The following is a 22,421-nucleotide window of genomic DNA, read 5'->3' as shown; positions in this document are numbered from 1 at the left end:
GGAGCAGTACTCCGATGTGTCGACGATATGACCCACGGCGGGCCGCGTCCTGCGGCCGTGCGCTCAAGGAAGACCCAGTCGGCTGTGCGTCGCCGTGACGGCCAGGCACACCAGGCCCACGGCCGCCGTGCCCGCCGGGAGCTCAGGGCAGGCGCGGTGTCGGCACCCGCCGTGAGGGCCGGCGGGAGAGCGGTGCGCGGAAGCCGCGCAGGTGGCACCCTTATGGAGGACCGCCGCCGGGGGGCTTCGCCTCCCTCAGGCCGGACGCCGGGGGAGTCCGTATCCGGCGCCGAGCAGGGCCGGCCAAGGGCTGGGCGGCGGTGCCCGTCGTGAGCGTCGGCGCCTTCGGGTCAGCTCGGAGTGGCGACGGGCTCCAGGCGCACCACAACTCCCTTGGAAGTGGGGCAGTTGCTGATGTCGGCGACGCTGTCCAGCGGGACCAGGACGTTCGTCTCGGGGTAGTAGGCCGCAGCGGATCCGCGGCTCGCCGGGTAGGCGACGACCTTGAAGTTCTCGGCGCGGCGCTCCCTGTCGTCGTGCCAGACGCTGACCAGGTCGACCATGTCGCCGTCCTCGATGCCGAGCGCCTTGAGGTCGGCGGGGTTCACCATGACGACGCGGCGGGCGTTGTGGATGCCGCGGTAACGGTCGTTGGGCGCGTACCAGACGGTGTTCCACTGGTCGTGCGAACGCAGCGTCTGGAGCAGCAGGTGGCCCTCGGGCACGTGCGGCATCGTGAAGTCGTTCTGCGTGAACACGGCCTTGCCGCTGGGGGTGTTGAAGACACCGTGGTTGGCCGGGTTGGGCAGGTTGAAGCCTCCCGGCGCGGAGACTCGCACGTTGAAGTCCTCGAAGCCCGGGACGACGCGCGAGATCCGGTCGCGGACGGTGCCGTAGTCGTCCTCGAAGCCCTGCCACGGGATGCCGTACTTGTCGCCGATGGTCGCGAGGGCCATGCGGCTGATGATGGCGACCTCGCTGAGCAGGTGCGGGGAGGCCGGCGGCAGCTTGCCGCGGGAGGCGTGCACGTCGCTCATCGAGTCCTCGACGGTGATGAACTGTTCGCCGGTGGCCTGGAAGTCCTTGTCGCTGCGGCCCAGGGTGGGCAGGATCAGCGCCGTCTCGCCGCACACGGTGTGGGAGCGGTTGAGCTTCGTCGAGACGTGGGCCGTCAGGCTGCAGTTGCGCATCGCCTGCTCGGTGACCTCGCTGTCGGGGGTGGCGCGCACGAAGTTGCCGGCGACGCCGAGGAAGAACTTGGCGCGCCTCTCGTACATGGCGCGGATGCCGTCGACGGCGTCCAGGCCGTGGTGGCTGGGCGGCGTGAAGCCGAATTCCTTGCCCAGGGAGTCCAGGAACTTCTGCGGCATCCGCTCCCACACGCCCATCGTGCGGTCGCCCTGCACGTTGCTGTGGCCGCGCACCGGGCACGCGCCCGCGCCGGGCTTGCCGATGTTGCCGCGCAGCATGAGGAAGTTGATGACTTCGCGGATGGAGGGGACTCCGTGCTTGTGCTGGGTGAGGCCCATCGCCCAGCACACGATGACCGACCTGGCCTTCAGGACGCGCTCGAAGACCTCGTCGATCTCCTCACGGGACAGGCCGGTGGCGTCGTGGATGTGCTCCCAGGTGACCTGGCGCGCGTGCTTCTCGAAGGCCTCGAAGCCGATGGTGTTCTTCTCGATGAACGCGTGGTCGATCACCGTGCCGGGGTTGGCGTCCTCGGCCTCCAGGAGCAGCAGGTTCAGGGCCTGGAACAGGGCGAGGTCGCCGCCGGCCCTGATGTGCAGGAACTGGTCGGCGATCTGCGTGCCCTTGCCGATGATGCCGCGCGGGCGCTGGGGGTGCTTGAAGCGCAGCAGGCCGGCCTCGGGGAGCGTGTTGACGGCGACGACCTTGCCGCCGTTGCGCTTGGTCTCCTCCAGCGAGGACAGCATGCGCGGGTGGTTGGTGCCCGGGTTCTGGCCCACGACGAAGACCAGGTCGGAGTTCTCCAGGTCGTCGAGGGAGACCGTGCCCTTGCCGACTCCCAGGGTCTCCGACATGGCCGAGCCGCTGGACTCGTGGCACATGTTGGAGCAGTCCGGCAGATTGTTGGTGCCGTACGCGCGGGCGAAGAGCTGGAGGAGGAACGCGGCCTCGTTGTTGAGGCGGCCGGAGACGTAGAAGAGAGCCTCGTCGGGGGAGGTGAGCTGCTTGAGCTCCTTGGCGAGGATGCCGAACGCCTCGTCCCAGCCGATCGGTTCGTAGTGCGTCGCGCCGGGGCGCTTGACCATCGGCTCGGTCAGCCGGCCCTGCTGGTTGAGCCAGTAGTCCGACTTGGCGGCCAGTTCGGCGATCGAGTGCTCGCGGAAGAAGTCACGGGTGACGCGGCGCGAGGTGGCCTCGTCGTTGATGTGCTTGGCGCCGTTCTCGCAGTACTCGTTCATGTGCCGCTTGCCCGGCGCGGGCTCGGGCCAGGCACAGCCGGGGCAGTCGATGCCCTTGGCCTGGTTGATGTTCAGCAGCGTCAGCATGGTGCGGCGCGGGGACGTCTGGCTGAGGGAGTACTCCAGCGCGTGCGTCACGGCGGGCAGACCCGTCGCCCAGGTCTTGGGGGGCGTGACCGTCAGGTCGTCGACCGGGTCCTCGATGCCGCTGCTCATGATCTGGTCTGCCTCTTTCTTCCATGGACCTGGGTGGACGGGTCCCCGGGAACCGGCGGCCTGTTTTTCGTTTTCGCTTTTACGCGGTGTACCTATGCGTGCCGGTCACGTTTATGCCTCATGGCCGCGAGAGAAGCATCCTGCAATTCACGGACGCCGTCAAAGAGGCGTTTCCGATCACCTGATAGGTGCCGCTTATCACCGCGGATCCCTTGTCCCGCCTGGGGTCTGAGACCTGATAGCCCTGACTGATGATGCCATCGAGGGCCCCTCTTTGACTTCTCCGGGCCATTTATCGATGATGATCGACGAGCGGGGAACGGGTGGAGTGGGGAAAGGTTGCGGATTCCGACCCCTGGATAATTCGCGAGGCCTGGTCTCTAATGATTCACCGACCCCGGTTTCCGGTATTTCATGGGAGGGCGCAACCGTGCTTGATCACAGCGACGATCCGGCCGACCCCGGTCCGCCCCGGCACCACACCGTGGAACGGCTTCCGGTCCGTGTGGAGCGGCCCGGCATTCCGTCGCCCCTCGTGGACCGCTTCGGGCGGGTCCACACGGACCTGCGGGTCTCGCTGACCGACCGCTGCAACCTGCGGTGCACCTACTGCATGCCGGCCGAGGGGCTGGACTGGCTGCCCCGTGCCGAAGTCCTCACCGACGACGAGGTCGTACGTCTGGTCCGTATCGGCACCGGGCGCCTGGGGATCACCGAGGTCCGGCTGACCGGTGGTGAGCCGCTGCTGCGCCGGGGCCTGCCCGGTCTGGTGGCCCGCCTGTCCGCCCTGGACCCGGCCCCGGAACTGTCGATCACCACCAACGGCATCGGTCTGGCGCGCAGTGCGGTCGCCCTGCGGGAGGCCGGGCTGAGCCGGGTCAACGTCAGCCTCGACACGCTGCGCCCGGAGCGGTTCGCCGAGATCACCCGGCGCGACCGGATCAAGGACGTACTGGCCGGCCTCTCGGCCGCGCGTGACGCGGGACTGAACCCCGTGAAGATCAACGCGGTGCCGGTGCGGGGGGTCAACGACGACGAGATCGTCGACCTGACCGCGTTCGCGATGGAGCACGGCTGTCAGATGCGGTTCATCGAATCGATGCCGCTCGATGCTCAGGGTGCCTGGGACCGGGACCGGATGGTCACGGCGGCGGAGGTCCTCGACCGGCTCGGCGAGCGCTTCGAGCTGGTACCGGTCGGGCGGCAGGACAACGCGCCCGCGGAGGAGTGGCGGATCGCCGGCACGGACGCCCTGGTGGGTGTCATCGCCAGTGTCACCCGACCGTTCTGCGGAACTTGCGACCGCGTGCGGCTGACGGCCGACGGGCAGTTGCGCAACTGCCTCTTCGCCACCGAGGAGTCCGACCTGCGGTCCCTGCTGCGCTGTGGCGCCGACGACGCGACGGTGGAGGCGGCGTGGCGGACCTCGGTCGGCGGCAAGGGCCCCGGCCACGCGATCGACAGCCCGGAGTTCCGCCGCCCGGACCGCCCGATGTCGGCCATCGGCGGCTGACGGGCCCAGAGCCGCCCGAGACGGACAACGGGCGGAAGAGACGAACAAAGGTGAGCTGGATGCGCAAATGGATCGAGGACGTCAAGTCCGAACTCGGTGTCGACCTTGACGTCGACGTCGCCGAACTGCTCGACATGACGAAGGTCGTCGCCCATGGTGTGGCCCGCCCGGCGGCGCCACTGACCTCGTTCCTGGTCGGCTATGCCGCCGCGCGGGCGGGCGGCGGGCCCGAGGCCGTCGCCGAGGCGAACCGCAGGGTGACGGCGCTGGCCGAGCGCTGGGCTGCCGAGCCCGAGAACAGCGCGGGCACCGCATGACCCCGGCAGGCACACACATCCTGGACGGCGCCGGGCGAGCGGTCGTGACGGCAGGCACCCACATGGCCTGGGAACGGGCCCGGCAGACGGCACGGGTCTGCGCCGGACAGCCGCTGCCCGTCGTCACGCGGTCCCTGGCGGACGCGCTCGGCCACGCTCTCGCCGAACCGCTGACGGCCCTCACCGATCTGCCGCCGTTCGACACGTCCGCGATGGACGGCTGGGCCGTGGCCGGGCCGGGACCGTGGCTGGTGTGCGGCGCCGCCGTCCTCGCCGGCGACCGGTGCGCGCCGCTCAGCGGCCACGGCACCGCCGTCCCCATCGCCACCGGCGCCCGGCTGCCGACGGGCGCAACGGCCGTACTGCGCAGGGAACACGGGGAGTTCGACGCCGAGGGCGGCACGCTGCACGACCGCTTCGACGGGCCCGGGTCGGTGGCTCCGGGCCGTGACATCCGGCCGCGTGGCCAGGAGTGCCACGCGGGCGAGGCGCTGATCCCGGCCGGTGTCACGGTGACCCCGGCCGTGCTGGGACTCGCCGCGGCGGCGGGGTACGACCGGCTCGCCGTGCACCGCCGCCCGACCGTCGAACTCCTGGTACTGGGCGATGAGTTGCTGGAGTCCGGTCTGCCCCGGCACGGGCAGGTGCGCGACGCGCTCGGTCCCATGCTTCCGCCGTGGCTGAGAAGTTGCGGCGCCGACGTGATCGGCAGCCGCCGCGTGGCGGACGACGTGGGGCTGCTGCGGGAGGCCGTGACCTGCTCGCCCGCCGATGTCGTCGTCACCACTGGCAGCACCGCCGCCGGTCCGGTGGACTTCCTGCACGCCACCCTCGATGAGGCGGGCGCCCGCCTGCTCGTCGACTCCGTCGCCGTACGGCCAGGACACCCCATGCTGCTCGCCGAGCTGCCGCCGACCCCCGACGGCCGGACCCGCCGGCTGGTCGGCCTGCCCGGCAACCCACTTGCCGCCGTCGCCGGCACGGTGACACTGGCCGCGCCGCTGCTGCGCCGCCTCGGCGGGCACACGGACGCGGAACCCTGCCGGATGCGCGCCGCCGCCCCGCTGCCGGGGCACCCGCGGGACACCCGGCTGCTGCCGGTGCGACGCACGGACCATGAAGTGGCACCGCTCCCCTTCGACGGCCCGGCGATGCTGCGCGGGCTGGTGTTCGCCGACGGTCTCGCGGTCGTCCCGCCCGGAGGCGTGCCCGCCGGGGCCACCGCGGAGATTCTGGACGTACCCGGATCGTGACCGCGTGGGAACCCATGACGGCAACAGCGGTCTTTATCGGCGCGGGCTTCGGAATTGTCACCATTGGGTACCGGCCCGAGCCCGGCTGCAACCTCCTGGACCCGCAACGGGTCTACCTGGCAGAGAACGCGTCACGCGCATCGAGCGCCCTGCCACGAAAGGCCCTTCCATGGGGGACACACGCAGACGGGGAGCCGTCGCACTGGGGATCACCGGACTCGTCGCGCCGCTGACACTCGCGCTGGGCGCCGCGCCCGCGCAGGCCGCGAGCTGCACGACGTCGACCGGTCCCTACCAGAAGCAGGTGGAGCGGTTCCTCGGCCGACCGGTCGACGGAAAGCAGTCCGCCGCGGACTGCAAGGCCGTCCAGGCCTTCCAGAACAAGCACGGGATTAGCCCGAACATCGGCTACGCGGGGCCTGTCACGTGGGGCGTGATGGACCTGATGAACAAGCAGAAGGCCGTCGGCAGCAATCCCAACAAAGACGGCAAATGCCCCGTGAACAAGGGCCGCATCGCCTGCGTGAACCTGACGCTTCAGCTCAGCTGGATCCAGGACGGCAAGAACCTCGTCTACGGGCCGGTGCCGGTCCGCACCGGCCGTGACGGCTACGAGACCCGCACCGGTCTGAAGAAGATCTACTGGCGGCACATCGACCACGTGTCGAGCATCTACAACGTGCCCATGCCCTACAGCCAGTTCTTCGACGGCGGCCAGGCCTTCCACTCGGTCGGCGTGAGCATGTGGAACCCGCCCGGCTCGCACGGCTGCGTCAACATGACCAGCACCACCGCGAAGAAGTACTGGTCCCTGCTGAAGACGGGGGACGACGTCTACGTCTACGGCCGCAAGCCGGGCACCTGAGCCCGGCGGGCCGCCACGAGGCCCCAGCTGTCGCCGTTCCCCTGGTCTTGTGCCTTCCAGGTACGGGAGTTGACGGACAGTCATGAAACGGGGAACGGCTCCAAGCTCTGGTACCACTGCTCCGTCGTCGACACATACGGCCACGACTGGACGTGCGCCCGGGTGGCGGGCACGAACGCGTCGGGGTGGATGTCCAACGACGACCTCACCGACCGGTCGGGGCGTCGACGCGCTGCTGAGTCCCTTTCGCCGCCGGCCGCTCAGGCCATCCCGTAGCGCGCTTCGATCCCCGCGATCACGAGGGCGAGACCGTCCTCGAAGTGCCGCTCGTAGTCCTCGAAGATCTCCGCGCCCGCCGCGGCCGACAACGGGAAGTCGGCCATCCGGCGGGCGCGTTCGTCGACGTCGTACCCCTCGCGGCGCTCGCCCGGCAGGGGCTGAACGCCCTGCTCCTCGGTGACGAAACCGAGGGTGTACATGTACGCGGTCGTGGTGGCCCGCACCGCCTGGGTGAGCGTGAACCCGGCAGTGGTGAACAGACGCAGTGTCCGCTCCATCTCGACCGCGTGCAGTGTGCCGGTGAAGCGTGAGCCGCTGAAGACCTTGGCGCCGTCGCGGTGACTGAGGAGCGCGGTGCGCAGTCCGCGGTTCGCCGTCAGCAGGCGCTCCCGCCAGGTGGCGTCGGGAGCGAGCGGGGCGTCCGCCGTCATGCGGCGGTACATCTCCGTCGCCATCTCGTCCAGCAGTTCCTGCTTGTTCTTGAAGTGCCAGTAGAGCGCGGGCGCCTGGACGTTCAGCTCCTTGGCGATGGCGCGGAGCGTGAGGCCGTCGAGGCCGACGTCGTCGAGCAGGCGCAGCGCGGTGTCGACGACCTGCGTCTTGTCCAGCTTGGGGGATCTCTGGGTAGCCACACTTGACAGTTTAACGCCGTTAAGCGCATGCTGCGGAGCATGGAACTTAACGGCGTTAAGGAGCTGGTCATGGGCACCGGTACGGACACGATCACGCACACGATCACGCACACCGAGGTCCTCGTCGTCGGCGCCGGGCCGACCGGCCTCGCCCTCGCCGTCGACCTCGCCCGGCGTGGGGTCGACGCCCTCGTCGTCGAGCGCGCCGACGCGCTCTTCCCCGGGTCACGCGGCAAGGGGATCCAGCCGCGCACGAGGGAGGTCTTCCACGACCTCGGCGTGCTGGACGCGATCCACGCCGTGGGTGGCCCCTATCCCGTCGGCATGATCTGGCAGGACGGCACACGGGTCGGCGAGCACAGGATGTTCGACCCGGCGGAGGCGAGTGACGACTCCCCGTACACCGACCCGTGGATGGTGCCGCAGTGGCGCACGCAGCAGATCCTGTTCGAGCGGCTCACGGAACTCGGCGGGCGGGTGGAGTTCGGCCGCGAGCTGGTGGCGGTCGAACAGGACGCGGACACGGTGACCGCGCACTTCGCCGCCGGAGACCCGGTCCGCGCGCGGTACGCCGTCGCGGCCGACGGCGGCCGCTCGGCCGTGCGCCGCGCGCTGGGCATCGGCATGACCGGCGAGACCGTCGACCCGCACCCGATGCTCGTGGCGGACGTGCGCATCACCGGCCTCGACCGCGACAACTGGCATGTGTTCCCGCCCCGCGAGGGGAGCGACGGCTTCCTCGCGATCTGTCCGCTCGCCGGCATCGAGGACTTCCAGGTGACCGCGCAGTTCCCCGAGGGAACCGTGCCCGACCTCTCCCTCGACGGCATCCGCAAGGTGGTCGCCGCGCGCTCCCACCTCGCCCCCGAGGACGTGACCGAAGTCCGCTGGGCCTCGGACTTCCGGCCCCGGGCCGCGCTGGCCGACCGCTTCCGCGCGGGGCGCGTCCTTCTGGCCGGGGACGCCGCGCACGTCCACTCGCCGGCCGGGGGCCAGGGGCTGAACACCAGCGTCCAGGACGCGTACAACCTGGGATGGAAGCTGGGCGCGGTGCTGCGCGACAACGTCCCGGACACCCTTGTCGGGACGTACGAGGAGGAACGCCGCCCCGTCGCCGCGCACATGCTCGGCATCTCGACGGGCGTGCACCGCGGAGAGATCCGTCGCGGCGAGGCGACCCGCCAACTGGGCCTGGGCTACCGCGAATCGTCCCTCGCCGTCGACACCCGCGCCGCCGCGGGCCCGGTGCGCGCGGGCGACCGGGCGCCGGACACAACGGCGGACGGCGTCCGGCTCTTCGACATCTTCCGCGGCCCGCACTGGACGCTGCTCACGGTGGGCACGGACGCCGGACTCCCCGAGCTCGCCGTCCCCACGGCCCGCATCCCGGCCTGCGAGGCGTACGGCACGGGCGTGTACCTGGTCCGGCCCGACGGCTACGTGGGGTGGGCGGGCGACACGGCCGACGGCCTCGCGCAGTACGCGCGGCGGATGGGTCTTCAGGCGCGCGAGCTCTAGGGCACGCGAGCGACCCCGACGTAGAACCCGCTCAGCTCGTCCTCGGGTGCGGGCGTGTCCTTGTACCACTTCGTCGCCGTGACGAGCCCCGGCTCCACCAGCTCCAGGCCCTCGAAGAACGGCTCGACCTCGGCCCGCGTCCGCATCCGCAGTGGGATCTCGCCCTGCCGGTACGTGTTCTTCACCGTCTTCGCGAGGTGCGGGTGCTCATCGGTGGTGCCGTGGGAGAACACGAGGTAACTGCCCGAGGGCAGGGCGTCGACGAGGGTCCGCGCAAGACCGTACGGGTCCTCCTCGTCGGTGATGAAGTGCATCAGAGCGAGCATCGACAGCGCGAGGGGCCGGCTGAAGTCCAGGAACGTACGGGCGTGGTCGAGGATGACCTCGGGCTGACGGACGTCCGCCTCGATGTAGTCGGTCGCCCCCTCCGGAGTGCTGACCAGCAGCGCCTGCGCGTGCCGCAGCACGATGGGGTCGTTGTCGGTGTACGCGACCCGCGCCGACGGCACGACGCCCTGCACGATCTGGTGCAGGTTCGGCCTCGTCGGGATGCCCGTGCCGACGTCGAGGAACTGGTCGATGCCGTTGCCCGCCAGCCACGCCGCCGCACGGTGCATGAACGCGCGGTTGCGCCGGGCGTTGAGACGCGACTCCGGCGGCAGCTTCTCCCCGACTTCCTGATCGACCGGATAGTTGTCCTTCCCGCCGAGCAGCCAGTCGTAGACACGCGCCGGGTGAGCCCTGCCCGTGTCGATACGGCTTCCGGAGGACTGTGCCGTCATGCGTGACTCCAGCGTGTACTAGATCGCTGACCGACTCACCGGGACCGCTGCGCGCACCCTGTGGCCCAGGCCGTGAAGGACCTCGCGATTATGTCACCGGCCACACCTTCGCGCAGAGCTGCCGGTGAGAGGCGCGGAGGCCATCTCGCCCACGCTGCAAGCGCGTTGGGGTAGGACCGTCGCGGACTCGGTACGGCGGGCGGCGCCTGCGACGCCGTACCGAGCCCGGTTCCTCAGAGCGTCGGTCAGGCCGTGGTCAGCGTCAGACCGTACCGGTTGAGGATCTCGTTGATCGGCTGGTACCAGGTCTCACCGCCGCCGGAGCAGTCGCCCCAGCCGCCCGAGGTGACACCCTGGGCCTGGTCGCCGCTGATGAACGAGCCGCCCGAGTCGCCCGGTTCGGCGCACACGTTCGTCTTGGTCATCTCGTGCACCGCGCCCTGGCTGTAGTTCACGGTCTCGTTCTTGGCCAGCACATTGCCGCAGTGCCAGTGCGAGGTGGAGCCCGAACGGCAGATGGACGCGCCGATCGGCGCCTCGGCGGAGCCGCGCACCAACTGGTCCGGGACGGTGCCCCAGCCGAGGACCACGGGGACGGTCCACCAGCCGCTGCCGACGTTGACCCAGGCGTAGTCGTTGTCCGGGAACGACGACCCCTGGAAGTTGCCGATGTACGAGCCGTCCCAGCCGTTCACGGCGGCACCGGCGCCGCTGCAGTGGCCGGCGGTGACGAACCCGCCGTTCACCGAGAAGCCGATCGAGCAGCGGACGTTGCCCGTGTAGTAGGGGTCCCCTCCGACCGTGCCGGCGGCGAGGGTGCGGGGCGCGTGGGCCGTCTTCTCGACGGTGACGGGGCCGGCCTCGCGGGCCTGCGCGAGGAAGTGCCTGACATCGTTGTCGCCCTGCCGTCCGGCCAGGGTCTCGACCACGATCCGGTTGGACGCCGGATCGACGTGCCAACTTGCCACGCCCTTGGGCGCCTCGAGGGCGTCGATGCGTTCCTTGGCCGCGTCGAGCTGCTTGGCGCTGTACTTCACCAGCTTGGCCTCGGCGCCCGTGGAGCGCACGGCCGCGGCCTTGTTCGGGTCGGTGACGGCCACGGTCAGGTGGCCGCTCTCCGGTGTGAACCAGGCGCCGCCGTAGGACGATCCGGCGGCTCGCCGCGCCTTTCCTTCGACGGCCGTGGCCTTCTTCTCCGTGCTCAGCCGGGCCTCGGCCTGACTCTTGGTGAGGCCGAAGTCGCGCTGCATGGCGGCGAGCATGGACCCGGAGGCCGGTGCCTTCTCGTCCGCGGGGGTGGCGGCACCGGCCGGGACCGGTGCGAACCCGGCCGACACTCCGGCGACGAGTAATGCGGACAGGGCGATGCGCAGGGGTTTCGTGCGTCTCATGGGGTTGGCCCTTCGTTGTTCCAGCTTCGTGGGGGTGGAACAGCAAAGCCTGGGAGCGCTCCCAGGAAATGCCCGCTGGGGAGCCTATCGAAGGATCATGGACAGGTCCATGCCAATGCCTTCGCGATGTGCCGGGGTGTGACCCGTCCTACCTCCGGCCCGATGCGGGTGCCTCAGGCCTCCGTCTCACGGATCAAGTGCACGGCTGCGCTGGACCAGTCGCCGGGCGGCAGACCGAGGTGCATGCCGTACCCGGTGAGCACGGCGGCCTGGTGCACGGCGCCGGTGCGCGCGTCGCGGTAGCGGGCCTCGGGAGTCAATCCCCTCAGGCGCACGGGTGGTTGTGGACTTCCATGGCGGGAGGTGCGCCGCCACGCGAGCAGCAGGGTCTCCGAGGTGTCCGGCGCGGTGTACTGCACCACCGAGGGTGTGTCGTCGGAGGGGGGCGACAGGCGGTCCAGCCTGCCGTGCTGCACGAGATGACGCAACCTGTTCGGCCAGATGGACATCTCCCTCGGCACCTCGTCGTCCGAACAGCGCGCTCAGAACACGTGGGAGCAGATCAAGGCGCGCACCAGGGACGGCGAGCCAGACCCCGAACTGGAGGCGGCCTACCTGCAGTTCGGGCGATACCTGATGATCTCCGGGTCCCGGGGCAGCCTGCCGCTCAATCTTCAGGGGCTGTGGCTCGACGGCAACGACCCGGACTGGATGGGCGACTACCACACCGACATCAACATCCAGATGAACTACTGGATGGCCGACCGGGCCGGCCTCTCGCAGTGCTTCGACGCGCTCACCGACTACTGCCTCGCCCAGCTGCCGTCCTGGACCGAACTCACCCACACCCTCTTCAACGACCCGCGCAACCGCTACCGCAACTCCAGCGGAAGGATCGCCGGCTGGACCGTCGGAATCTCGGCCAACGTCCATGGAGGCATGGGCTGGTGGTGGCATCCAGCGGGCAACGCGTGGCTGTGCAACACCCTCTGGGAACGCTACGAATTCACCTGCTCCTCCTCCTACTTGGCGAAGATCCACCCGCTGCTCAAGGGTGCCTGCGAGTTCTGGGAGGCCCGGCTCGTCACCACGACGGTGACCGATCCGGACACCGGTGCCGAGGCGGAGGTGCTCATCGCCGACAGCGACTGGTCCCCCGAACATGGCCCGCTCGACGCCAAGGGCATCACGTACGCCCAGGAACTGGTGTGGGCCCTGTTCGCCAACTACCGCACGGCATCCGAGGTGCTGAAGAGGGACACCGCCCACGCCGACGAGATCGCCCCGCTCCAGAAGCGGCTGTACCTGCCGCGGGTGAGCCCCAGGACCGGCTGGCTGGAGGAGTGGATGTCTCCCGACAACCTCGGTGAGACGACCCATCGGCATCTGTCCCCACTGGTCGGACTCTTCCCCGGAGACCGCATCCGGCCGGACGGCTCCACGCCGGCAGCCCTGCTCGACGGCGCCACCGCCCTGCTCACCGCCCGCGGCACGCAGAGCTTCGGGTGGGCGAACGCCTGGCGCAGCCTGTGCTGGGCGAGGCTCAAGAACGCGGGCAAGGCCTACGAGGTGTTCGTGAACAACCTCAGGCCGTCGACCGACGGGAGCAACGGCACCGCCCCCAACCTCTTCGACATCTACGAGGTGGAGAAGGGCCGGGGCGTCTTCCAGATCGACGCCAACTTCGGCACTCCCGCCGCGGCGATGGAAATGCTCCTGTACTCGCGCCCGGGCCACGTCGAACTCCTTCCGGCGCTCCCGGACGCGTGGTCCACGTCCGGTTCGGTCACCGGCATGGGCGCGCGCGGCGGCTTCGTCGTCGATCTGCGCTGGCGGGATGGCAGGCCCACGGAGGCCAGGATCCGCAGCGTCGGCGGGCGGACGACCACGGTGTCGTACGGCGGGACGTCCCGGAAGGTCACCATGGAGCCGGGCGAGTCCACGGTCCTGAGGGAGTTCGACCGGTGAGGCGGCAAGTAGTCATGCCCAGTACGTCAGTTGGCCTGTGGCGCCGCCTCGCGGCCATCGCTGTGACGCTGGTGATCGCCGCTTCCTGGGCACCCGCGGCCGCGTCCGCCACCGCCCGTGCGGGCCCGTCGGGAGCCCGGCACGAGGTGATCACCTGGGGCGCGAGTGCCGACCGGATGGGCGACGCGGTATCCGATCACAGCTACCGGCTCGTGGTGCGCACCAGTGTCGGAGGGGACGGCCTGCGCATCCGGCTGTCCAACGCCTTCGGCGACCAGCCGGCGACCTTCGACAGTGCCTACGCCGGCCTCCAGCGCGAGGGTGCGGAACTGGTCCGCGACAGCAACCGGCGTCTGACCTTCGGCGGGGCGCGCTCCGTCACCGTGCCCGCGGGCGACACCGCGTACAGCGACCCGCTGCCCGGACGGCTGCCCGCCGAGACGAAGCTGGTCGTCAGCGTGCACACTGCGCGGGCCGCGGGTACGGCGACGGGCCACTCCATGGCCATGCAGACGTCGTACGCGGCCGACGGCGACCACGCCGCGGAGGAAGGCACGGACAACTGGACCGAGCGGATCGGCTCCTGGTTCTACCTCGACTCCGTCACCGTACGGACCGGCGCGGAGACGGGCGCCGTCGTGGCGCTCGGCGACTCCGTCACCGACGGCTGGCAGTCGACCGCCGACCTCGACAGGCGCTGGCCCGACTACCTCTCCCGCCGCTTGCAGAGCGCGGACGACCTGGAAGTCAAGGGCGTTGCCAACGAAGGAATTTCGGGGAACAAGGTGCTCGCGGACGGCGCCGGTCAGAGTGCGCTGCACCGCCTCGACCGTGACGTGCTCTCGCACCCCGGTGTGCGCACCGTGTTCCTCTTCGAGGGCGTCAACGACATCAAGGCCCACACGGGCGTCACGGCCCAGGACATGATCGACGGCTGTCGCACGATCGCCGAACGGGCTCATGCGGCAGGGAAGTGCGTCGTCGGAGCCACCATCGCGCCCTTCAAGGGCTGGTCCGAATGGGACCCCGCGACCGAGGCGGTACGCCTTCAGGTGAACGAATTCATCAGGGACAGCGGCGAGTTCGACTCGGTCACCGACTTCGACCGCACCCTGCGCAGCCCCTACGACCACGAGCGGATCCTCCCGTTCTTCGACGGCGGCGACCACCTGCACCCCAACGACAAGGGCATGCAGGCGATGGCCGACTCGGTCGACGTCGATGCTCTGCGGGCCTGTTGACGGCAGCACCGACTCTTCATCACCGCGCCACGCAGCCGGGTGCCGCTGGGCAACTGAAGCCGCGACAATGACGCGGGCATGTCAGCTTCGATCGTGCGTGTCCCACTCCCCACGGTTCATCAGGAGGACGCAGTGAAGAAGAGCTCACGGATCCGCAGAGCGGCACTCACCCTCGGCAGCGCCGTCGCGCTGGTCATCGTTTTCCCGGGCATCGCGCTCGCGGACCCGCCCCCGGCGCTGCCCGCCAACGCGGACGGCCTGGAGCAGACGTTCCAGCCGGCGTACGACTACGACGGTGACGGCTGCTACCCGACGCCCGCCATCGGCCCGGACGGGGCCATCAACCCCGGCCTCAAACCGTCCGGGGCCGTCAACGGCCAGTGTCACGACTCCTGGGACCTCGACAGCACCAACGGATACGCCCGCTCCAAGTGCAACAACGGCTGGTGCGCCATCATGTACGGCCTGTACTTCGAGAAGGACCAGGCGGTCGCGGGCAGCGGCCTCGGCGGGCACCGCAACGACTGGGAGCACGTCGTGGTGTGGGTCCAGAACAACGAGGCCAAGTACGTGTCCACCTCGGCCCACGGCAACTTCAACGTGTACAGCAGTGACCAGATCCGCTGGGACGGCACCCACCCCAAGGCCGTCTACCACAAGGACGGCCTCGGCACGCACTGCTTCCGCCCCGCGACCACCAACGACGAGCCGCCGGAGAACCACCGTCACACCTGGCAGTTCCCGAGCCTCGTCGGCTGGAACGGCTACCCCTCGGGCCTGCGGGAGAAGCTGAGCCAGGCCGACTTCGGCAGCGCCGTCTTCGGCCTCAAGGACGGCAACTTCAACTACCACCTCGAGAAGGCCGAGCCGGCAGGCATCCCCTTCGATCCCAACGCCTGAGCGGGCAGCGGGAAAAAGCGAAGCAGATCACCGTTCCGATCGAGTTCGCGCTCCAGTGGGACGACGAGCACATCCCGCGCGAGTCCGGTCTGGCGCTGTTCGACGCCTTCGCCTCGAAGGACAAGACGCTGCACGCCAACGCGGGCCGGCACAAGGAACTGCCCAGGTTCGAGGCCGACAGCGCGGTCCACTTCTTCGTCCGCCATCCAGGCGGGGCGGCCACGTCACCGGTGTGACCTGATCCGGCCCGACGGCAGCGGCGTCCCGGCGCCGCTGCCCACCGGTGGGACCGGAGGCAGGTGGCGGCTCCCGGCGAATGGAAGTTAGCCTGCGCTGCGGCGCTGATCGGCGGAGATTGGCCGCCGATCCCCTGGGAGGTCATTCGTGGACGTGTCACTTCCGGTCCTCCTTGAGGACCACCCGGTCGTCGCCAGCGTCATGGACGACGACGGGCTGCGCGCCGTCATGGACTCCGAGTGCAAGGTCGTCTTCCTGCTGTACGGGTCCCTGCTGAACCTCCCCGCGATCGTGCAGCAGCTCAAGGACGGCGGCAAGGTCGTCCTGGTCAACGTGGACCTCCTCGAAGGGTTCAGCGGCAAGGACATCGTGGTGCAGTACGTGAAGGAGCACACCTCCGCCGACGGGGTGCTCAGCTCCAAGGCGCACATGGTGCGTGCCGCCCGCGAGGTCGGTCTGTTCGCCGTCCACCGGTTCTTCCTCATCGACTCGAAGTCGTACCGCAATCTCGCGCCGCAGGTTCGCCAGTCCAAGGCCGACTGCGTGGAGATCCTGCCGGGCTGTATGCCGCGGGTCATCTCGTGGGCCGTACAGGACATCGAAGTGCCTCTCATCGCGGGCGGGCTCGTGTGCGACCGCGAGGATGTGTTCGCGGCACTGAAGGCGGGGGCCGCGGCCATCGCCTCGTCGAATCGAGAGGTCTGGGCGATGTAAGGTCCCGGCCCTGTGGACGTCCGGGCCCGTAAGGGAATGTGTCGCAGGACTCTATTGACACCTCGGATCGGCCCTGCCTAGCATGGCGAAAGCGCCCGGAGTTCATGTCATGGCCACGGGCGCGACAATCAAATAAAGGTTCCGGCCTCGCGCCGGGACAGTTACTAGAGACCAGAGAACAGTAACCTCCGAACATCGGAGTTTGCTGTTCTTTTTTTGTGCCCATTTCCTGTCCATGACGAGGTGGCTGCGGTGATCCGGATGAACAAGGCCCAGAAGTGGCTGAGCTTCTTCGCGCTCTCCATGACCGGCGGAATCATTTTCCAGGTCGCCTACATCAGGTTCGTGTACCTCGAACCTACCTATACGGCGCTGAATCTCAGCTCGCAGCAGTACGGAAACATCATCTCGGCATTCGGCGCCGTGGCCATCGTCATGTATTTCTTCGGCGGCTGGTTCTCCGACAAGTTCTCGCCGAAACTCCTCATCGTGATTTCGCTCGTCGGAATGGGAATCGCCGACATCTGTCTCGCCGCCGTTCCCGGATTCTGGGGAATCGTGGCGGTGCACATCCTGATGGCCGTCGTCGGCATGGGTCTGTACTGGTCGGCGCTGGTGAAGTCGATCAGCATGCTCGGCGACTCCGGTGAGCAGGGGCGGCTCTTCGGGTTCCTCGAAGGCACCCGCGGCATCGTCTCGACGGCCATCGGCTTCATCGGCACCGCGATCGTTTCCGCCTCCGTCGTGCCCGCGCACGGTGTCCTCACGCTGATCCGGATCTACGGCGTGCTGAGCTTCGTGTTCGCCGCCGTCGTGCTGCTCGTCGTACGCGAGGACAAGGCGAGGCTCGCCGGGCTCGACTCGGCGACCGTCACCCTCAAGCAGCTCCTCGCGGCGGCCCGCAACCGGTACACCTGGCTCATCGGCGGCACCGCCATGCTGATGTACTGCTTCTACACGACGCTCGGCTACTTCTCGCCGCTGCTCCAGGACAACTACGGCGTCTCCGCCTCCATGATCGCCGTCATCGGCGTCGTGCGGTCCTACGTCTTCCAGTTCGTCGCCGGACCCGCGGGCGGCGTCGTCGTGGACAAGGTGACGCGCTCCTCCGCGGTGTTCCTGCGCTGGATGTTCGCCGGCGGCGCCGTGCTCGCCGGACTCTTCCTCGTCCTGCCGCGGACCGCCTCGCTGGCCTGGCTCGCGCTGGTCATGATGTTCGTCCTGTGCGCACTGGTCTTCGCCTCGCGCGGCGTCTACTGGTCCACGGTCGGCGAGGTGGAGGTCCCCGAGCAGGAGCGCGGGGGCGTCATCGGGCTCGCCTCCGGCCTCGCGTATCTGCCGGACGCGTTCCTGCCGTCCCTGTGCGCCTGGTGGATCGGTGACTCCTCGGCGAGCCCGAGGGTGCCCGAACAGGGCGGCGGCTACAGCGCGCTGTTCGTCTTCCTGCTCGTGGCCGCACTGCTCGGCCTGGTGATGACGACGCTCACCGCCCGCACCCGCCGGCGCGAACTGGCTGCCCGCCGTACGGCCCCCGTGAGTGACCGCGTCCTGGCAGGGGTCTGATCGCCGGGTCCTTCGGCTCGCTGTCCCGAACGCGTAGAACGTATCCGTACAGAGTTTTACAAAGACGTGCAAAGACCTCGGCGGGCTCACTGAGCCTCGGGGCGCGCTCCGCAGCGGGCCTTCGCCTCCGTGGTGTGAACAGGGGCGTTCAGGAGTCGACCAGCGCCAGTGCTTCGTTGAGGTTGTGCTCGGCGATGGCCGCCATGAACGCCCGGTCGGGGAAGTCCCCGTCGAGCAGCCTCAGCGGTCCCGCAGTCAGCGAGAGCCGCTGGGCCAGCAGGTAGAGCGCGAGCCGGTCCTCGTCCAGTCCGTCCACCTGCAGTGGCCGGTACGCGTCATGCAGCCGGATCCGCAGGAACACGTGCTCCCACTCGACGTCGAAGTACATCAAGCCCTCGATGTCGATCGCCACGGGGTTCCCGGCCGGGTCGACGAGCACGTGGTCGGGTCCCAGTTCGCCGTGGACGACCGCGTACTCCGCGCGCGGGCGCACTGCCGCCGCGAGATCCAGCAACCGCTGCTCAAGCCGTTCACGCGCTCCCGCGATCCGTGGATCACGCGACGCCGCCTCGGTGAGGTCCCGCAGCGCACGGTCCAGGACTACTCCCTCGCACGACGTTCCGCGCGAGGTACCTCCCCCGTCGACGACGGCCACCTTGCCGTAGGCGGGAGCTCGATGACGCCGCATCGAGGCCAGTGCCTCCCCGAGCCGGGCCATGACCGGCCCGGCCGCGCGCGGGTCGCGTGCGAGCAGTTCCTCCAGGTTCTCGCCCCGGAGGTCCTCGACGATCGCGAGGTCGGCCGGACAGTGAGTGCCGTCGCGGTCGACGAGGCGGATCGCCGGGACGCGGACGCCGAGGGTGTCCAACCGCGCGTGTGCGGCCTCGAACAGGCCGATCCCGAGACCGGGGGAGAACGGGTCGGTGAGGTCGCCGTCGTCCTCGGCCGCCGGCCAGTAGTTCTCGGCGTCGTCCCACAGGTAGGCGATCGCCGTCGTCGCGTCGTCCATCACCAGGCGGTACACGCCCTTCTTGCTCCCACCCGCGACCCGCTCGACCGCCGCCAACCGGCGCCCGCCACCCAGCGCGGCCTGCGCCGCACCCGCCAACCGCTCCCGCGTCACTAGTCCGGGTGCCACGTCCCCGACCGCCTCTCCGCCGCAGCCACAACGACCCGGGCAACCTACGGGATCAGCGACGCGGAGGCGATCGGTTTGTGGAGGTGGGGGCTCAGAACGCCCAGCGCGTGTGGGAGTAGACCCCGTCGTCCCGGCCGAAGCCGTATGCCGTGGCCGGGGACACCGCGAACACCATCGCGTCGCCCTTCCGGAACGCGTCCCCGATCCCGTGGAAAGTGCCCTCCGGGGAGGTGATGTGTGCCCCGTACTTCGCTTCGTACGCCGTGATCACCTCCTCGAGCACCGCCGGATCGGCAACCGGCGCCGCCTTGCCCTCGACCACGACGTCGAGCCCTTCGGTGAGCGAGTTCCGTCCGGTGGTCAGCGCGCAGTGCCCGTCTTGAGCGAGGTTCCGCGCCTTCTGTTCGCCCGGGCCGGTGGAGAAGTACAGCACCCCGTCGTGCCAGGCGGCGATGACCGGAGTGACGTGCAGGCGTCCGTCGGGGCGCACCGTGGACACCCAGAAGATCTCGGCGGCCTCCAGCTGCCGCTGGGCTTCGGGCCAGTCGGTGGCGGTGACTTCGGTTGCGCCCGGACGGGGGCGGAGCGCGGAGCTGTAGCGTGCGTCGAGCTCGGTCGTGGGCTGCTTCGCAGGTCCCTGGGTCGGCATGGTGGATCTCCTTTCCTCTCCCCTGTAACGATCCGCCGCCCATGCGGTCATCGCGTGACGTCGGCCCCGCCGGTCACGCGGGGCGGTCACGTCGTGGCGCGGGACGCGTAGGCACGGACGTCCGCGTCGGGGTCGGCGGTCGCGTCGGCGAGGGCCGCGCGGGCGTCGGGGTCGGCGCGGTGGGCGAGGAGTGACAGGACGACGGCCTTGCGGACGTCCGCGTCGGGGTCGGTGGATGCCTTGGCGAGGGCGGGAACCGCTGTGGCGAGCCGGGCCGTTCGCAGGGCGGTCGCGGCGCCGGCCCGAACCTGCCAGGCGGAGTCGTCGAGCGCGGCCACGGCCCGTTCGGTGTACGGGGGCGGACATCCCGTATCGGCGAGTGCCGTGAGAGCGGCTGCCCTCACCAGCGGGTCGGAGTCGTAGAGGAGCGGCGCGAGCGGGGCCGGCGACGGGTCGCGCACCGCCGCGAGACCGCGGGCGACCGCGACTCTGACCTCGCGGGCCGGATCTGCCGTGGCCGCCGAAAGCTGAGCGGCCGCGTCCACCGAGACCAGGGCCCGGACGGCTCGGATACGGACGTCGATGTCGGTGTCCGCGAGCACGGCGGCGTACACCGAGGCGTCGCCGAGCCGCAGTTCCCGCAGGACGTCGAGCGCGGCGCCCCGCACCGCCGGGTCCGCCGTACCGAGGGCTGCTCGCAGACGGGACCCCAACTCGGGCTCTGCCGAAAGGACTTCAGCCAGTTCGCGCAGCGCTCCCGCGGCGGCCTGCCGGACCTGGGGCGCGGCATCCCGCAGCCGTGCGGCGAGCGCGGGACCGGCCCCGGCGGGCACCGTCTCGGCGAGGACGGAGACGGCGGCCGCCCGCACCGCCGGGTCGGAGTCCTCAAGGTAGGCGGAGAGTGCGTCCAGATCGGGAGACTCTTCGGCCAGGGTGAGGAGAGCGAGGAGGGTGGGGCTCGATGAGGGAACCCGGGTCGCCGGGGGCGAGGGGGCCGGCGTGGCGGACGCCGCCGGGCGGGCGGCCGGAGCGACGTTCCGCTGCCCCGCCGTCGCCACCGGTACCAACGCGACCTCGCCCAGCACCCGCTCCGCCCCGGCCGCCGACGGCTCGAACTCCGGCACCGGAACGACGTACGGTTCGACCGGCCGGGCCCTGAACTCCATGCCCCCCGTAGGGGACTTGTACAGGTCGAGATGGTGCAGCCACCCCGCGTCGTCACGCTCCGGGTGGTCGAGCCGCTCGTGATACAGGCCCCAGCGCGACTCGGTCCTCGCCAGCGAGGCACGCGCCGCCATCTCCGCGCAGTCCCGGATGAACGACACCTCCGCACACCGCATCAGCTCATGGGCGGTGCGCGCCCCCATCCCGGCGATCTCGCCGGTCATCCGTTCGAAGGCCTCCACAGCCAGGGACAGCTTCGCCCCGGCCTTCGGCGGCGCCACGTAGTCGTTCACGAACCGCCGCAGTTTGTACTCGACTTGAGGCTGCGGCGGCCCGTCGGGGTGACGCAGCGGCCGGTAGATCAGCTCATGAGCGGTGGCGAGCTGATCGCCGGGCAACTCTCCCTCGTAGGACCGGAACCGCGACGCGTCCTCGCCGGCCAGGTCCCCGAAGACGAACGCGCCGATCATGTAGTTGTGCGGTACGCAGGCCAGGTCGCCGGCCGCGTACAGGCGCGGCACGGTGGTGCGGGCGTGCGCGTCGACCCGCACGCCGGACGCCGAGTGGCCGCCGCACAGGCCGATCTCCGAGATGTGCATCTCGATGTCATGCGTGCGGTAGTCGTGGCCGCGGCCCTCGTGGAAGGTGGCGCGCGTGGGCCGCTCGGTCGTGTGCAGGATCGACTCGACAGCGTTGATGGTCTCCTCCGGCAGATGGCTGAGCTTGAGGTACACCGGGGCTCGGTCGGAGGCGAGTTCGGCCGCGAACTCGGCCATCATCTGCCCCGACCAGTAGTCCGACTCCACGAACCGCTCGCCGTGCCGGTTCACCTGGTAGCCGCCGAACGGGTTCGCGACATACGCGCAGGCCGGCCCGTTGTAGTCCTTGATCAGCGGGTTGATCTGGAAGCACTCGATCCCGGTGAGCGCTGCGCCCGCGTGGTACGCCATGGCGTAGCCGTCGCCCGCGTTCGTCGGGTTCTCGTACGTGCCGTAGAGATAGCCGGACGCGGGCAGGCCGAGGCGGCCGCATGCCCCGGTGGCCAGGATCACCGCACCCGCCCGCACGGTGACGAACTCGCCTGTACGGGTGTTGAATCCGGCCGCACCCACGGCACGGCCGTCCACGGTGAGTACGCGGACCGGCATCACCCGGTTCTCGATGCGGATCCGCTCGCGCATCTCGCGGCGCCGCAACTGCCGGTAGAGGACCTTCTTGACGTCCTTGCCCTCCGGCATCGGCAGCACGTACGAACCGGAGCGGTGCACCTGGCGGACCGCGTACTCGCCGTGCTCGTCCTTCTCGAACTTCACGCCGTACGACTCCAGGCGCTTGACCATCGCGAAGCCTCGGGTCGCCGTCTGGCGCACGGTGGACTGGTCGACGATGCCGTCGTTGGCGCGGGTGATCTCCGCGACGTAGTCGTCCGGTTCGGCCCGGCCCGGGACGACCGCGTTGTTCACGCCGTCCATCCCCATGGCGAGTGCGCCGGAGTGCCGTACGTGTGCCTTCTCCAGGAGCAGTACGTCCGCGCCGCGTTCGGCGGCGGTCAGGGCGGCCATGGTGCCCGCGGTGCCGCCGCCGATGACGAGGACGTCGCAGGAGAGTTCGGTCGCGTCGGAGAGGGCGGGGATGGCCAGGGGGGTGTCCAC

General features: G+C 69.9%; 16 protein-coding genes and 3 pseudogenes. 11 read left to right on the top strand and 8 right to left on the bottom strand.

Translation table 11 applies throughout. The features are described 5' to 3' along the window. Positions 1–350 precede the first annotated feature (350 nt). Positions 351–2,645, bottom strand: a complete 2,295-nt coding sequence (locus OHO83_RS05915) for an FdhF/YdeP family oxidoreductase (RefSeq protein ID WP_266678159.1) — start codon at positions 2,643–2,645, stop codon at positions 351–353. 505 nt (positions 2,646–3,150) lie between these two features. On the opposite strand from OHO83_RS05915, the gene moaA reads away from it, so the two are divergent. The 4 genes and pseudogenes from moaA (at position 3,151) to OHO83_RS05895 (ending at position 6,593) form a co-directional block, all read left to right on the top strand. Then, complete coding sequence (gene moaA / locus OHO83_RS05910) at positions 3,151–4,158, top strand: GTP 3',8-cyclase MoaA (protein ID WP_266680178.1); 1,008 nt, start codon at positions 3,151–3,153, stop codon at positions 4,156–4,158. A gap of 68 nt (positions 4,159–4,226) precedes the next feature. Continuing rightward, positions 4,227–4,475: pseudogene (locus OHO83_RS05905) on the top strand (DUF6457 domain-containing protein); the annotation flags it as partial. Positions 4,476–4,537: 62 nt separating this feature from the next. Next, positions 4,538–5,728, top strand: a complete 1,191-nt coding sequence (locus tag OHO83_RS05900) for a molybdopterin molybdotransferase MoeA (protein WP_266680180.1) — start codon at positions 4,538–4,540, stop codon at positions 5,726–5,728. Positions 5,729–5,897: 169 nt separating this feature from the next. After that, positions 5,898–6,593, top strand: coding sequence for a L,D-transpeptidase family protein (locus OHO83_RS05895; protein ID WP_266678161.1), 696 nt, complete (start codon positions 5,898–5,900; stop codon positions 6,591–6,593). Between the two features lie 260 nt (positions 6,594–6,853). Here the strand turns inward: OHO83_RS05895 and OHO83_RS05890 are convergent, their stop codons facing one another. Then, a complete protein-coding gene (locus OHO83_RS05890) occupies positions 6,854–7,504 on the bottom strand; it encodes a TetR/AcrR family transcriptional regulator (protein WP_266678165.1) in 651 nt (216 codons plus the stop codon). Positions 7,505–7,573: 69 nt separating this feature from the next. On the opposite strand from OHO83_RS05890, the gene OHO83_RS05885 reads away from it, so the two are divergent. Continuing rightward, positions 7,574–9,022: an FAD-dependent oxidoreductase gene (locus OHO83_RS05885; protein WP_266678167.1), complete on the top strand. Its 1,449-nt coding sequence runs from the start codon at positions 7,574–7,576 to the stop codon at positions 9,020–9,022. Here OHO83_RS05885 and OHO83_RS05880 read toward each other — a convergent pair. From OHO83_RS05880 to OHO83_RS05870, 3 genes are all read right to left on the bottom strand, one after another. Next, positions 9,019–9,804: an SAM-dependent methyltransferase gene (locus tag OHO83_RS05880; protein ID WP_266678169.1), complete on the bottom strand. Its 786-nt coding sequence runs from the start codon at positions 9,802–9,804 to the stop codon at positions 9,019–9,021. The genes OHO83_RS05885 and OHO83_RS05880 overlap by 4 nt on opposite strands. A 245-nt stretch (positions 9,805–10,049) precedes the next feature. Further along, positions 10,050–11,195, bottom strand: coding sequence for a S1 family peptidase (locus OHO83_RS05875; protein ID WP_266678171.1), 1,146 nt, complete (start codon positions 11,193–11,195; stop codon positions 10,050–10,052). A 173-nt stretch (positions 11,196–11,368) separates the two neighbouring features. Then, a complete protein-coding gene (locus OHO83_RS05870; protein ID WP_266678173.1) occupies positions 11,369–11,704 on the bottom strand; it encodes a GH36 C-terminal domain-containing protein in 336 nt (111 codons plus the stop codon). Here OHO83_RS05870 and OHO83_RS05865 point away from each other — a divergent pair. The 6 genes and pseudogenes from OHO83_RS05865 to OHO83_RS05840 form a co-directional block, all read left to right on the top strand. Next, positions 11,679–13,163: pseudogene (locus OHO83_RS05865) on the top strand (glycosyl hydrolase family 95 catalytic domain-containing protein); the annotation flags it as partial. The gene OHO83_RS05870 and the pseudogene OHO83_RS05865 sit on opposite strands and share 26 nt — an antisense overlap. A 14-nt stretch (positions 13,164–13,177) precedes the next feature. Continuing rightward, entirely contained in the window at positions 13,178–14,404 is a 1,227-nt protein-coding gene (locus tag OHO83_RS05860) for an SGNH/GDSL hydrolase family protein (RefSeq protein WP_266678175.1), read from the top strand. A gap of 132 nt (positions 14,405–14,536) precedes the next feature. Then, a complete protein-coding gene (locus OHO83_RS05855; RefSeq protein ID WP_266678177.1) occupies positions 14,537–15,304 on the top strand; it encodes an NPP1 family protein in 768 nt (255 codons plus the stop codon). 11 nt (positions 15,305–15,315) lie between these two features. Beyond that, a pseudogene (locus tag OHO83_RS05850) lies at positions 15,316–15,540 on the top strand (alpha/beta hydrolase); the annotation flags it as partial. Between the two features lie 148 nt (positions 15,541–15,688). Further along, positions 15,689–16,255, top strand: coding sequence for a glycerol-3-phosphate responsive antiterminator (locus OHO83_RS05845; protein WP_266678179.1), 567 nt, complete (start codon positions 15,689–15,691; stop codon positions 16,253–16,255). A gap of 243 nt (positions 16,256–16,498) precedes the next feature. Continuing rightward, on the top strand, positions 16,499–17,818 hold the full coding sequence (locus tag OHO83_RS05840; RefSeq protein ID WP_266678181.1) for an MFS transporter: 1,320 nt from the start codon (positions 16,499–16,501) through the stop codon (positions 17,816–17,818). Positions 17,819–17,966: 148 nt separating this feature from the next. Here the strand turns inward: OHO83_RS05840 and OHO83_RS05835 are convergent, their stop codons facing one another. The 3 genes from OHO83_RS05835 to OHO83_RS05825 form a co-directional block, all read right to left on the bottom strand. Beyond that, positions 17,967–18,941 carry a phosphotransferase family protein gene (locus OHO83_RS05835; protein ID WP_266680182.1) on the bottom strand — a complete coding sequence of 325 codons (975 nt, stop codon included), beginning with the start codon at positions 18,939–18,941 and terminating at the stop codon, positions 17,967–17,969. Between the two features lie 106 nt (positions 18,942–19,047). Further along, on the bottom strand, positions 19,048–19,605 hold the full coding sequence (locus OHO83_RS05830) for a pyridoxamine 5'-phosphate oxidase family protein (RefSeq protein ID WP_330278853.1): 558 nt from the start codon (positions 19,603–19,605) through the stop codon (positions 19,048–19,050). Positions 19,606–19,691: 86 nt separating this feature from the next. Continuing rightward, positions 19,692–22,403, bottom strand: coding sequence for a fumarate reductase/succinate dehydrogenase flavoprotein subunit (locus tag OHO83_RS05825; RefSeq protein WP_266680184.1), 2,712 nt, complete (start codon positions 22,401–22,403; stop codon positions 19,692–19,694). Positions 22,404–22,421 lie beyond the last annotated feature (18 nt).

The sequence above is a fragment of the Streptomyces sp. NBC_00569 genome (genome assembly GCF_036345255.1).
Taxonomy (GTDB): Bacteria; Actinomycetota; Actinomycetes; order Streptomycetales; family Streptomycetaceae; genus Streptomyces.
Note: the sequence above shows the minus strand (reverse complement) of the source record. Positions and strands in the feature narration are given on the sequence as shown.

Excerpts from the sequence above, each read along its gene's own strand:
- OHO83_RS05895 (WP_266678161.1), top strand. The coding sequence starts at position 5,898 with ATGGGGGACACACGCAGACGGGGAGCCGTCGCACTGGGGATCACCGGA.
- OHO83_RS05885 (WP_266678167.1), top strand. The coding sequence starts at position 7,574 with ATGGGCACCGGTACGGACACGATCACGCACACGATCACGCACACCGAG.
- OHO83_RS05880 (WP_266678169.1), bottom strand. The coding sequence starts at position 9,804 with ATGACGGCACAGTCCTCCGGAAGCCGTATCGACACGGGCAGGGCTCAC.
- OHO83_RS05875 (WP_266678171.1), bottom strand. The coding sequence starts at position 11,195 with ATGAGACGCACGAAACCCCTGCGCATCGCCCTGTCCGCATTACTCGTC.
- OHO83_RS05860 (WP_266678175.1), top strand. The coding sequence starts at position 13,178 with ATGCCCAGTACGTCAGTTGGCCTGTGGCGCCGCCTCGCGGCCATCGCT.
- OHO83_RS05870 (WP_266678173.1), bottom strand. The coding sequence starts at position 11,704 with ATGTCCATCTGGCCGAACAGGTTGCGTCATCTCGTGCAGCACGGCAGG.
- OHO83_RS05830 (WP_330278853.1), bottom strand. The coding sequence starts at position 19,605 with ATGCCGACCCAGGGACCTGCGAAGCAGCCCACGACCGAGCTCGACGCA.
- OHO83_RS05915 (WP_266678159.1), bottom strand. The coding sequence starts at position 2,645 with ATGAGCAGCGGCATCGAGGACCCGGTCGACGACCTGACGGTCACGCCC.
- OHO83_RS05900 (WP_266680180.1), top strand. The coding sequence starts at position 4,538 with ATGGCCTGGGAACGGGCCCGGCAGACGGCACGGGTCTGCGCCGGACAG.